Source organism: Pedobacter sp. WC2423 (genome assembly GCF_040822065.1).
Classification (GTDB): Bacteria; Bacteroidota; Bacteroidia; order Sphingobacteriales; family Sphingobacteriaceae; genus Pedobacter.
In genome coordinates this window covers 4,727,716-4,739,522 of sequence record NZ_CP162005.1, presented here as the reverse complement: position 1 = coordinate 4,739,522, position 11,807 = coordinate 4,727,716, and the positions used below count along the sequence as shown (strand labels likewise).

The window sequence follows — 11,807 nt, the reverse complement described above, 5'->3', positions numbered from 1 at the left end:
CCTGTTATGTTTACAGTAAAGTTATAGGCTGATTAAATTTTCAAGCAGCGGCTTCAGGCCTCTGCTCCTTCAGGATTGAAGCTCAATCCTATTTCTTTCAGGAGTAAAGCAGCGTTAAAGGTTTTACAAGCACCCTCTTTTAATTTATAATCAAAATTCATCTCTCCTTCAGCCAGCTGTATATCAAAATGATAGTTCCTTACCAGTCCTGAATACTTTTCAATCATTTCTGATAACTGAAGGTCATGTGTAGCAAATAGCGTTGGTGTTTTTCTAAGGATCATTTGCTGAATAAAAACTTTCGACCCCAGGTATTTATCCTTGCTGTTTGTTCCCCTCAGCATTTCATCAATCAGTACTAATGGGTGTGCTAAGGTGCGCACTCCTTCCAGAATCATTTTCAACCTGTTCAATTCAGCTTTAAAGGTTGAAGTCTGGTCATTCAGTGAATCCTTAATCCGCATGTAAGTCAGGATTTCAAAGATGGATACTTTCATGTATTTAGCGCACACAGGAGCCCCGGAAAAGGCTAATACCATATTGATACCGGCCGTCCGCAGAAACGTGCTCTTACCTGCCATATTTGAGCCAGTTACAATATCAACGGTTGGCTTATGCTCAAAATTATAGGTATTCACTACACGTTTGCTTTCTGCAATCAGCGGATGCCCCAGCTCTTTCGCTTCGAAATGAAAGGTATCTGAGATAACCGGGAAAGTAAGCTCTGGTTCGTTATAGTTGAAAGTAGCGAAGGAAATCAATTCTTCAAACTGGCTGATGGTATATAATCCTTTAATCAATTGATCTGAGGAGTTCGCAAACCACTTATCCAGCTGGATTGCGCATCTGAAATCCCACAACAGGAATACATTAAAGAGCGTGCCGACAACCATATTTAACCGGACATCAAATGAATTGATAATGCCTGATAATTTTTTAATTTGTAAACTCAGGGGCACCGTTACTGTAAGCTCGGTAAAAAAATCTTTAATGTATTTACTTTCCCATTTGAGTTCTTCTGTCCATTTTACAGTCCCTGAAATCGCATTGAGCAAACTTGCGCTACCGCTAAATCCGGAATGGACCAGGTTAATCTTTTTACTAAAGTAAAAGCATAAAACGATATTGACAAAGGCATAAAGTCCTAATCCTTCCCAGTAGAAGCCACCATATACAGAACCAAGAAGAATTAATGCGGCAGATATAAAAGGAACGATCATGGTATATAGTCTCAACAAAGGACTATGCGTAAATTTCAACTGATCCGGCATCTGGTGTTCCAGCTTATGGCTGATAATTTCAAGCTGTTCCGGTTTATGATTCTGAAGTCCTGCCCTGAAATGGAAAGTCTGATCAATATGCCTGGTTAATTCAATAATTGCCTCCTGACGCTCTATAATAAGTGCTGGCGTGGCAGGTTTATTCAAACTATCTGCTAATAATTTCATCCCATTCACCGTGTTTGAACGGTTGATAAATGCATATAAAGAAGAATGTCCATAAATATCAAGATCCGAAGCATAAGGATGATATTCATCTTCAAAATGCTTGCCTTCTTTATATTTATTTTTACCGGTCAGAATGAGATTAACTTCATTCTGAAATACAAAAAGCATTTTCTCTGCATAATTCAGCTCTTGTTCTTTCGCAGTCTGACGCTTTACAATGACCATAAAACACAATACAGGAATACACATCAGGATACCAATCAGCCAGTGATAGCCAAAATAGATCGTCATACTCACTAAAAGAATTTCGATAATAAACAGGCCTAATCTGGATAACGATATGTTATTGAGTGCTTTGTTAATTTGCTTAATTTGTTCTTCCTGAGTTGAAACGTTATTTTGATAGTCCTTTAAAATACTATCTTTAGATTTTACCATATCTTTGAGTCCTGTTTTGATTAGAAGCGCTTAATTGATCAGCGCCTCATGGTTTCTTAATTCAACCGCTTCTAATATAGGGATTACTACATTAGCACATTAATTTTGAATGAAAATAACTTTACTCGTTGTCGGAAAAACAGAGGATAAATATCTGATCGAGGGTATTGAAAAATACCTCAGCCGGTTAAAACATTACATTGGTTTCAGCCTGGTCGTGATTCCTGAGGTGAAAAACACCAAGAATTTAACAGAAGCACAACAAAAGACAAAAGAAGCTGAACTGATCCTGAAACAAATCAGCAACCTGGATACGGTAATCCTGATGGATGAGAAAGGGAAGAAATATACTTCTGTTCAGTTCTCAAATTATTTAAACAAACAAATGATCGGAAGTGTTCAGCATATGATATTTGTAATTGGCGGCCCTTATGGTTTTGACGAAAGTGTATACAAGAGAGCAAATGGAAGTATCTCTTTATCAGATATGACGTTTTCACACCAAATGGTTCGCTTATTTTTTGTGGAACAGCTATACAGAGCATTTAGTATATTAAAGGGTGAGCCTTACCATCATGAATAGAAATTCTTATTTATTCTGAAAATGCTTTATGGAATATTTCATTTTGTGCATCATCATCATAAGCTATTTAAACTAAGAAAGGAATTTTATGCAACCAGGAGATTTTAAAAGAAAATACAGATTCAGAAGCAGAGGCAACGGTAACCGCTGGGGATTTACAATAGCCATCATCATTTCTATACTTGCATTTCTGCTGATCGTATATTACTTGTAAGCGATATTTAATTTGTGCAGAGAAATTTTGCACATAAAAAAAACCGGATGTTTAACATCCGGTTTTTTTTATAGTATCGGGTTCTTAAACTCCTTTTTTGCTTGTCATGCTAGCTTTTTTAGCTGGCTGAGATGTTTTAACGGGAGCTTTAGCATTCGAAGGTTTAGGCGTAGCCTTAACTTTCTTGTCATCTGCCGCTTTAACCGCTTCAGCACCTTCAACAGCTCCGGGAGCCGCTTCAGTGAATAAAGGAAGATCCTTCAATAAGTGGTACCAGGTAACGATTTTCTTCATATCTGAAGTATAAACTTTTTCCTGATCGTGTGTAGGTGCAACCTCAACGAATAATGCTCTTAAAACAGCAGCATCAGCTTTAGCATCAGCAACCTCACCTTTTAATGCAGCAATATTGGCTAAAACGTCAACTAATTTCAAATCTTCATCTTCACCATAGATAGTAATATCTTCTAATGAAGCCAGTTTAGTAGAAGCGATACTAGTTACAATTTTAACTTTCTGAGCATCTAAGCCTTCCAGTACATAACCTGCTTTATTTTGTCCAACAAGTTTAAATAAACCTGGTCTGCCAGATACGGCTACAATTCCTCTTAAATTCATATCTTAATCTTCTATCACTTCTATACCTAAAATCTTATCTCCTTGTTTGATATCATCAACAATGTCCACATTTTCAACTACTTTACCAAAGCAAGTATGGTTTCTATCTAAATGTGCAGTGTTTGATCTGCTATGACAAATGAAGAACTGTGACCCACCAGTGTTTCTGCCAGCATGTGCCATAGATAATACACCGCGTTCGTGATGTTGATTTCCACCATCAAGTTCACAGTCAATTTTGTAACCAGGGCCACCAGTTCCAGCTAAATGAGCTGTAGCTGCATCTTTGGAATTCGGACATCCTGCTTGTACTACGAAATCAGGAATTACACGGTGAAAAGTGATTCCATCATAAAACCCTTCATTTGCTAATTTTTTAAAGTTCGCAACTGTGTTAGGGGCATCTGTGTCATAAAACTCGACAGTCATGTCGCCTTTTTCTGTTTTTATTATTGCTTTGCTCATATTCTTTTTTGTAATGGTCAAATTTAGTAAATTGAAACGACTAGGTAAACTAAAGGTTCAAAAACCTATCCAACCTATAAATGTATATAAAATGATTCATTTTCACGTTTAATAGTAGTAAAAATTTTAAATCAGCGATCTAAAGTTTAGATTAGTACCTCGCCTGCTCACTTATGATTTTAAAAAAAAGTTTCCTTTTGCTGCTATTGCTCACTTTAACACTGGCAGTGAAAGCTTCATCAATTCTGATTAACATGGACGAAGATCAGAAAAACCATCTCAAAGCGTATGGTATTGCCTACTGGAGTATTAAGCAGCAGGCAGATGTAAGCTGGTTACTGAATTACAGAGGCGGCAGTTTTCTGATTAAATATAGCAAACCGGTAGAGGATGAATGTAAAACCAGGGGAGTTTCTTACCAGGTTATTGCCGATGGTAAGGTGACTGCCATCCTTAACGAAATCAGCGATCCTGCTGTAAATATGGAAATGGTCAAGCTGGAAAAAGCACCAAAAATTGCGGTCTACTCTCCCAAAAGTAAATTGCCATGGGATGATGCGGTAACAATGGTACTCACTTATGCAGAGATCCCATATGATATTGTATATGATGACGAAGTATTAAAAGATAAGTTAACGGGTTATGACTGGCTGCACCTGCATCATGAAGATTTTACCGGGCAGTATGGACGCTTTTGGAGCGCCTTCCAGCAAGCAACGTGGTACAAAGAAGATGTAAAAACTCAGGAAGCAACAGCCAGAAGAAACGGATTCAGCAAAGTCTCACTGATGAAACTGGCAGTCGCTAAAAAGATGACTGAATTTTGTGCGGGCGGAGGTTTTCTCTTTGCCATGTGTTCAGCTACCGATAGTTTTGATATTGCCCTGTCTGCAGCAGGCGTAGATATTTGTGCCAGCATGTTTGATGGAGATGCAGAAGACCCAAATGCACAGTCTAAACTGGATTATAATAAGACAGTGGCTTTTAAAGATTTCAGGCTGGATCCAAATCCTGCAAATTATGAGTTTTCTGATATCGACGTCACACAAACCAGGAGCCTGAATCAGCAAAATGATTATTTCACCTTATTTGAATTTTCAGCAAAGTCAGACCTGGTACCAACCATGCTGACCCAGGATCATGACCGCGTGATTAAAGGCTTTATGGGCCAGACCACAGCTTTCAGGAAGAGCCTGATTAAACCAAGTATTACTGTTCTGGGGGAAAATAAGGGAGCAGCAGAAGTCCGTTACCTGCATGGTGATATTGGAAAAGGACAGTTTACTTTTTACGGAGGACATGATCCTGAGGATTACCAGCATGCTGTGGGTGATCCACCCACAGATTTAAACCTGCATCCCAATTCACCGGGATATCGTTTGATTTTAAATAATGTCCTGTTTCCTGCGGCAAAGAAAAAGCATCAGAAAACCTGATCCTTAATCGTAGAAGTTCCAGCTTAATCCAACCTGAAGTGACTTGTCCTGCATTGGGTACCTGTTCACTGTATAATATCCTTTAGATTGGAGTCCCTGGTTAAGGTATGCGTATTTAACAAAAATATTAGCTTTTCTTAAACTCGCTCTTACCCAGATATCAACAATTGGATAACTATCAAATTTGACTGGTTTATAGGGAATAGCTGCATCAGCGGGTGATTGCCGGATATAAAATTGGCTCACCGATGGAGAATAAGAATAATTTACATATTTTGTATTATACCTTACGTCAACTCCAAACTCTGTATTTAAAACCTTAAATACCTTCGCCTTCATATATAAACTATTGAAAGTATAAAATTCAGGTGTTGGCATAAGATCAGGTTTGCTTGTTTTCTGATAAACAACATAACTATCCAGGTTGAACCTGCCGAAGGTGAATTTCTTTCCTACCGTTACTTTTAACACACTGATGCTTCCTGATTCTTGGGCCGGCAGAATAGTCAGGGAGTCAACAGTGGTATTTTTCTGTACAAAATACAGATAGTTATTAATCATATAATACTCTGCACCAGCATCCAGTCCCAGCTTCTCATTGATATATTTAAAAGACAGGTTCACGGTTTTCGTTCTGTTAAACGGGCTCGCCAGCATCACAATATTGGGCGAGGCTAAAGGATTAGCAGCTTTAAGCTCAGCGAGTTTCGGATCTACAGCTGCATTGGTCCAGCCAAAGTGGTTTCCATAGTGGGTATCATAAATTTCTTCTGGTGATTTGTTCTGGATATATCCTCCTAAAACTATTCTGCCCAGGTTATGGCTGACCAGTACATTACTTTTGGCTTCATACATAAAGTCTCCGGCCTGTCTGCCCTGGAAGATTTGCTGTACATCAAAGTTCAGATCTATCCGGTTACTGAATCTATAACCTGCAGATCCCAAAAGTGTCACATTCTGGAATGTTTTGGCATAATTAGAAAAGTACTTATTGTCAACTGTGACCGTTTCTGAAGTAACGACTCCAGCTGCATTGGTAAAATTATAAGTATTCGTCTGCGGAAGAACCCCTACTATTTGTGAATAATTATAAAAATCATGGCGGATACCAGCATCCAGTTTCAATTCATTTTTGATAACAGAACTGGATTTTCCACGCAGAAAGAAACTGTAGATAAACTCATTTTGTATGTGCTTTACAGTGGTACTGTCATTGGTATAGGAAAGATCGCGCATACCTGATGGTAAAACAGTATGATCATCTGCTTCCCTTTTCTGAAAAGCATAAGAATCCTTATCATATTTGATCGTATAAGTAATCTTATTGGTAGGGAGTACTTTTTTAGAGATTTCCTGATCCAGACTATCAATACGGCCAACAAAATAGGTTTGTCTCAGCAAGAAAGTATTCTTCCTGTAGATTTGCCTGGCAGAACTCAACCTCACCGACTGAGACATCCGGTCTATGGAAAGGTTATTATTGCCAAAGATATTATCATTGATAATTGAGCCGTTTTCATAGGCCTTCAGCGTATTAAAGATCGCATTTGCATACAGTGCATATCTTTTATTTGGCGAAGTATACCAGCTAAAAAATGTACCATTCAGTACATCCCCTCTTTGCCTCTGATACAACCCATTAGCCCCTATCCTGTTATAACTCGCACCAACGTTAAAATTCTTTTTAATGTTCTGAGAGTGCGTTACCCTAAAAAGCTGCTCTGCTTCACCACTATATTGTCCGGCAAAATAAATATTACTAAAAGGGGTACGTGCCTGATAATATCTGATATCATCGTTCCCCATGGCATACCAGTCAAGCGAGTGGAATCCCGGATTAAAGCCAATCGTTTTGATCGGCTCAAATAAAAGATCTTTAGCGGCAAGACCTATATTTCCAGTACTGATTGTAGGTCTTTTGGGCTGAGCAATCGGACTGAAATTCTGCATTCCTCTTAAACTTGTATCCAATGCAAGCGTCTGAATACTATCTTTAGTTAGCTTAAGCGTAGTATAACGGATAAACCTCGAGGTAAAAATAACAGAGTCTTTACTGTTTTCCAGCTTACTTCTTAAGGAATCTAATTCTTTATTTTGATTCACTGAAGTCTTAAGGTCCTGAGCAAAAGATTGCTTTGCCCCAAACAAGACACAGCTTAAAAGAAATAAAACAATGGTTTTATACATTATAAAGAAAGAATTAGCTGGCTTAATATTTTCGTCATTTTAGGTTCAGCTGCGCGTGCTGTTTCCAGTATTTCTTCCAAACTTACCGGAACTAAAACATCACCAAAACCTTCATCGGTTAATACTGATATTGCAAAAACCGGGATACTCATATGGTTGGCCACAATAACTTCAGGAACTGTGCTCATGCCTACTGCATCACCACCTATAATCCGTAAATACTTATATTCTGCTTTTGTTTCGAGATTTGGCCCCGTTACAGAAACATAAACTCCCTGGTGACAAGTGATTTTTTCTGCTGCTGCAATGTCCATTGCACGCTTAATAAAGTCTTTTTGATAAGGCTGGCTCATGTCAGGGAACCTTGGTCCCATATCACTATCATTTCTTCCACGTAACGGGCTTTCAGGTTGCAGATTGATATGATCATTGATAATCATCAAATCACCTTTCTTAAAGTCAGCGTTCAGCGAACCGGCAGCGTTAGAGATAAACAGGTGCTGAATACCCAGCGCTTTCATGACTCTGATCGGAAAAGTAATCTGCTGCATAGAATATCCTTCGTAATAATGTAACCTGCCTTGCATAGCAACTACCTTTTTACCGTTCAGTTTTCCAAAAATCAGTTTTCCAGAGTGGAATTCCAGCGTAGAAATAGGAAAATTAGGAATATTGGAATACATCAGACTGAATTCTACTTCGATCTCATTCACCAGGCCACCTAATCCGGTACCTAGTATTATTCCAATTTCCGGCTGGAAATTATTGCATTTTAGTTTGATATACTCAACGGTCTCGTGTAGTGTCTGAAACATATTTTAGGATCTTTTGGTCAAATGTTTTTTTGCTGGCTGCCTCCATATCTATATGGATAGGCAAATAAAATACAGGCAAATTTAACAGTAATTCTTTGATTGTAACATCAAATAAACGTTGCGCATCCTTTTCTGTTGTGATAATAATTTTTTCTTTCGCAGAATCCTGATGAAATGCCTCTGCCAATTTACGTAAATTCCCTAAACTGAATGCGTGATGATCCGGGTAATCATGATGTTCAATCGCAGAAGAAAAACCCGAAAGGTAATCAAACAATGGCTTTGGATTGGCAATACCAGTCAACAGGAAGATCTTTTTATCCTTCAGAGATTCCACATTTAGTACTCTACTGGTAAAAAGAGCTGTCAGGCTCCTGTAATTAATAGCAGAGAAAAAAAGCTGGCCGGGCTGGGCTTTGTCAAAGTTAGCTGCACATTGTTTTTTCTGCTGAACAGTAATTTCCACAGGTGATTTGGTGACCAGCAAAATATCCGCACGTTTGTAGCCCCGGAATGGTTCTCTCATATTCCCTGCTGGCAATAAAAATTGTGTGGTCAGTAATTTTTGAAATTCAAAGAGCAGGATACTAAATCCGGGGTTCAACTTTCTGTGCTGAAAGGCATCATCCAGCAGGATCACATCATGTGCATCTTTCAATTGTGTGATTCCCTTTACCCGGTCTTCGCACACGGCTACGGTCACTTGTGGAAATTTATGATAAAATTGCAAAGGCTCATCCCCTATCGACTTCGCAGTAGCAGTATGATCTGCGTATATAAATCCTTTCGTCTCTCTTCCATAACCTCTGCTTAAAATCGCAATTTTATAATCGGCAAGCAAGTGTACCAGGTATTCGGTTACCGGGCTTTTTCCCGAACCGCCTACAACCAGGTTACCTACACAGATGACAGGAAGATCAAACCGGGTAGATTTGAACAGGCCCCAATCATAGAGCTTATTTCTAAAAATAACCACGATACCGTATAGAACAGAAAAAGGAAGTAGTAATAACCGGGCGTATTTTATCATGCTATAGATTCAGAAGCGGCCTGAAATTCCAGATCAATGGAAACCGCCTTTCAAAAATAAGAATTATTTTACTCCGCTCTGTGGTCTGTTAGCAGAATATCATATAGTAGAATGGATTGACAGGCAATAAAATAAAAAACTATCTTTGTACAAACAATAATATTATATCATGCTCAAAGGATTTTTTAACGTACCAACACCTGAGAACGAACCTATTTTAGGTTACGCACCAGGAAGTAAAGAACGTGAATTATTGAAAGCTGCTTTAACTGAAGCACGTTCAAAAAAAGGTGACATCCCAATGTATATCGGCGGCAAAGCAGTCCACACTGATAAAAAAGGAACAGTTACTCCACCGCACGATCACCAGCACGTTTTAGCACAATATAGCATAGGCGACAAAACTCATGTACAACAGGCAATTGATGCGGCATTAGCTGCAAAGTCTCAGTGGGAAAACCTGCCATGGGAACAACGTGCAGCTATATTTTTAAAGATCGCTGAGTTAATCTCGGGTCCGTATCGTTATAAATTAAATGCAGCAACAATGCTTGGCCAGTCAAAAAATGCTTACCAGGCAGAAATTGATGCCGCTTGTGAGTTGATAGATTTCTTACGTTTCAATGTAAGTTATATGGCTGACATTTATAAGCAACAACCTCCGGTTTCTCCAAAAGGTGTTTGGAACAGAGTTGAACAACGTCCTTTAGAAGGGTTCGTTTTTGCACTGACTCCATTCAACTTTACTGCTATTGCGGCAAACTTGCCAACATCAGCAGCATTAATGGGTAATGTTGTGGTTTGGAAACCTGCCGATACTCAGGTTTATGCAGCTAATTTATTGATGGAGATTTTCAGAGAAGCAGGTTTACCTGATGGTGTAATCAACTTAGTTTATGTAGATGGACCGGAAGCTGGAGAGGTAATTTTCAACAGTCCTGATTTTGCTGGTATTCACTTTACAGGTTCTACTGCTGTATTCCAGAATATCTGGAAAACTATTGGTACAAACATTCATAAATACAAAACATACCCTCGTATTGTAGGTGAAACTGGTGGTAAAGATTTTATTCTGGTTCATGCTTCTGCTGATGCTGAGGTTTCAAGTACAGCTATCTTGCGTGGTGCTTTTGAATACCAGGGACAAAAATGTTCTGCTGCTTCAAGAACTTACATCGCGAAAAGTTTATGGCCAAAAATTAAAGAATTGATGCTGCGTGATCTTGCTACCTTCAAAATGGGTGGAACTGAAGATTTCAGCAATTTCGTAAATGCAGTGATTGACGATCGTTCTTTCACTAAACTGGCGAAATACATTGATCAGGCAAAAGCTGACAAAGGTGTAGAAATCATTGCTGGTGGAAACTACGACAAATCTAAAGGTTACTTTATAGAGCCAACAGTTTTAGTTGTTGATGACCCTAAATATACTACAATGAGCGAAGAGTTGTTCGGTCCTGTATTGACTGTATATGTATATGATGATGCAGATTTTGACCAGGTATTAACGCTAATTGACACGACTTCGGGTTATGCTTTAACTGGTGCTGTGATTGCTCAGGACCGTTATGCTATTGATAAAGCATCTTATGCTTTACGTAATGCAGCTGGTAATTTCTATATCAATGATAAATGTACTGGTGCTGTAGTTGGCCAGCAACCATTTGGCGGTGCCAGAGGTTCAGGTACAAACGACAAAGCGGGTTCGATGATCAACTTATTGCGCTGGGTTTCTCCACGCACAATTAAAGAAACATTCGATCCACCAAAGGATTACCGTTACCCATTCATGGGCTAATCAAAACATAAAAAAGCCGGTTAATACCGGCTTTTTTATAACATTTATAAGGGTAGTAAATTATTTCTGATCAACAACTGCTTTGGCCGGAGCTTCAACTTTAGGTGTGGTCAGACCGTCTACCTTAAATACAGCAGAAATATGATCATTAGATTCTGTTGTTACTTCCATATCCTTGATTAATCCGGTTTCCAAACTGTAAACCCAGCCGTGGATACCTAATTTCTTTCCATTTCCCCATCTGTTCTGAACAATAGATGTTTTAGTCAGGTTAAACACACCTTCTATAACATTTAGTTCTACCAGTCTGTCTGTCCGTTTTTTATCATCTGATATCCTATCCAGTTCATGATAATGTAAACGATAAGTGTCTTTTATATTTCTTAACCAGTTATCAATAATCCCGAATTGCTTGTTGCTTAATGCTGCTGCAACACCACCACATCCGTAGTGGCCGCAAACAATAACATGTTCTACTTCTAACACGTTTACTGCATAATCCAGTACACTTAACATATTCATATCTGTGTGTACCACAACGTTTGCAATGTTGCGGTGAACAAAGATATCACCAGGATTGGTATTGGTAATCTGGTTAGCAGGTACTCTGCTGTCTGAACAGCCGATCCACAAAATTGGTGGCTTCTGTCCAGCAGATAAACGGTCGAAAAAAGCAGGATCTTCAGCTAAAGTTTTTGCTACCCAGTCTTTATTACCTTGTAATAATCCTTCGTAAGTTATATTGTGATTGTGGGATTCTAATTTTGCACACATA

General features: G+C 38.7%; 10 protein-coding genes. 3 read left to right on the top strand and 7 right to left on the bottom strand.

What is annotated here, in order from left to right; translation table 11 throughout:
* Positions 1–53 precede the first annotated feature (53 nt).
* Positions 54–1,886, bottom strand: coding sequence for a DNA mismatch repair protein MutS (locus AB3G38_RS19760; protein ID WP_367865475.1), 1,833 nt, complete (start codon positions 1,884–1,886; stop codon positions 54–56).
* 109 nt (positions 1,887–1,995) lie between these two features.
* On the opposite strand from AB3G38_RS19760, the gene rlmH reads away from it, so the two are divergent.
* Positions 1,996–2,469: a 23S rRNA (pseudouridine(1915)-N(3))-methyltransferase RlmH gene (gene rlmH / locus AB3G38_RS19755; protein WP_367865474.1), complete on the top strand. Its 474-nt coding sequence runs from the start codon at positions 1,996–1,998 to the stop codon at positions 2,467–2,469.
* A 298-nt stretch (positions 2,470–2,767) separates the two neighbouring features.
* On the opposite strand, the gene AB3G38_RS19750 is transcribed toward rlmH, so the two are convergent.
* Both AB3G38_RS19750 and AB3G38_RS19745 read right to left on the bottom strand, forming a co-directional pair.
* Positions 2,768–3,301: a DUF5606 domain-containing protein gene (locus tag AB3G38_RS19750; protein ID WP_367865473.1), complete on the bottom strand. Its 534-nt coding sequence runs from the start codon at positions 3,299–3,301 to the stop codon at positions 2,768–2,770.
* 3 nt (positions 3,302–3,304) lie between these two features.
* On the bottom strand, positions 3,305–3,766 hold the full coding sequence (locus AB3G38_RS19745) for a peptidylprolyl isomerase (RefSeq protein WP_183865912.1): 462 nt from the start codon (positions 3,764–3,766) through the stop codon (positions 3,305–3,307).
* Positions 3,767–3,939: 173 nt separating this feature from the next.
* On the opposite strand from AB3G38_RS19745, the gene AB3G38_RS19740 reads away from it, so the two are divergent.
* The gene (locus tag AB3G38_RS19740) at positions 3,940–5,202 is read left to right on the top strand and encodes an asparagine synthetase B (protein WP_367865472.1); all 1,263 of its coding nucleotides are present in this window, start codon (positions 3,940–3,942) and stop codon (positions 5,200–5,202) included.
* Between the two features lie 3 nt (positions 5,203–5,205).
* Here the strand turns inward: AB3G38_RS19740 and AB3G38_RS19735 are convergent, their stop codons facing one another.
* Genes AB3G38_RS19735 through lpxK form a run of 3 tightly spaced genes read right to left on the bottom strand, consistent with a single transcriptional unit; the run spans position 5,206 to position 9,234 of the window.
* The gene (locus tag AB3G38_RS19735) at positions 5,206–7,389 is read right to left on the bottom strand and encodes a putative porin (protein WP_367865471.1); all 2,184 of its coding nucleotides are present in this window, start codon (positions 7,387–7,389) and stop codon (positions 5,206–5,208) included.
* Positions 7,389–8,204 (bottom strand): purine-nucleoside phosphorylase, encoded by an 816-nt coding sequence (locus AB3G38_RS19730; RefSeq protein WP_367865470.1) that lies wholly within the window; start codon positions 8,202–8,204, stop codon positions 7,389–7,391. The genes AB3G38_RS19735 and AB3G38_RS19730 overlap by 1 nt, the downstream gene beginning before the upstream one ends.
* Positions 8,176–9,234 (bottom strand): tetraacyldisaccharide 4'-kinase, encoded by a 1,059-nt coding sequence (lpxK, locus tag AB3G38_RS19725; protein ID WP_367865469.1) that lies wholly within the window; start codon positions 9,232–9,234, stop codon positions 8,176–8,178. Before lpxK ends, AB3G38_RS19730 begins: the two co-directional genes overlap by 29 nt.
* A gap of 169 nt (positions 9,235–9,403) precedes the next feature.
* Here lpxK and pruA point away from each other — a divergent pair, with 169 nt between their 5' ends.
* A complete protein-coding gene (pruA, locus tag AB3G38_RS19720; protein ID WP_367865468.1) occupies positions 9,404–11,032 on the top strand; it encodes an L-glutamate gamma-semialdehyde dehydrogenase in 1,629 nt (542 codons plus the stop codon).
* Between the two features lie 60 nt (positions 11,033–11,092).
* Here the strand turns inward: pruA and can are convergent, their stop codons facing one another.
* Positions 11,093–11,806, bottom strand: coding sequence for a carbonate dehydratase (gene can, locus AB3G38_RS19715; RefSeq protein ID WP_367865467.1), 714 nt, complete (start codon positions 11,804–11,806; stop codon positions 11,093–11,095).
* Between the last annotated feature and the right edge of the window lies 1 nt (position 11,807).